The organism is Acidiphilium sp. JA12-A1, from assembly GCF_000724705.2.
Taxonomy (GTDB): domain Bacteria; phylum Pseudomonadota; class Alphaproteobacteria; order Acetobacterales; family Acetobacteraceae; genus Acidiphilium; species Acidiphilium multivorum.
In genome coordinates, this window is sequence record NZ_JFHO01000272.1 from 1 (window position 1) to 838 (window position 838).

General features: G+C 49.4%; 1 protein-coding gene. It reads left to right on the forward strand.

From position 1 onward, the window contains the following. On the forward strand, positions 1-610 hold a 610-nt coding region (locus RT91_RS21870; RefSeq protein WP_205409005.1), incomplete at its 5' end, for a hypothetical protein. Between the last annotated feature and the right edge of the window lie 228 nt (positions 611-838).

The window sequence follows — 838 nt, forward strand, 5'->3', positions numbered from 1 at the left end:
CTGGAAACATATTATTCGGAAACGGTTGGCACTTACTGAGGATTTTCTCTCGTTCGGCTCAATTTGGCTAAGAGAAGAAAATAATCACTACGTTGGACTTAGGCACATCTACGCCGCCATTTACGGCGGAGAGCATGCGGAGATTGATAGGAAAGTGCAATTAAGAGTTCCGGACTTTTCTGAAATTGATCACTTTCTTGAAGACGAGCTGACCATATGTGCCTGCCTTGCCTATGATGAGCTTGCGAGTTTACGTGGATATGGCGATGCCAAGCCGCTTTATCGAAGTTTTGGTAGTCCAGCCGCCATGACATGGCTAAAGCGTGCGGCGAGGGATGAACTCTATCACTCCCTAAATGCCCGGTCCATTCTCAGAAAACATCATGGGCACGATCTCTTGGCCGTAACTGCGGTCCTACGAGAAGTAGTGAATTCTGAGCACGCTGATCCCAACGCCTATAAGGCAACGTTCCTGTTTGATCACGGTGAAGCACCAGGAGACAATCCGTTCTCGAAAGACTTCTTAGTTCAATGTGCGAACGACATTTGCATTAGCCTGGGTATCACTCCGGCCTTCGAAGGACAGTCAGATGAACACACCACCCAATAGACTTCAGCCCCCGCGCGTCGTGAAATGGTCATCTGATGAGCTACTTTGTAACGTCAGGAGGGAGCATGTTGTGGCCACCCCGGGAATTGAAAGGAGAAAGTACGGCACGGATCTTTAGGGGGGACATGTGTGCTGAGCACGACGCTGAGAATTTGTGGGACCACATTTGCAATAAGGAGCGGGCTAAACCTACAGCAAGGAATTTCTCGCTGCGATGCATGAATGGAG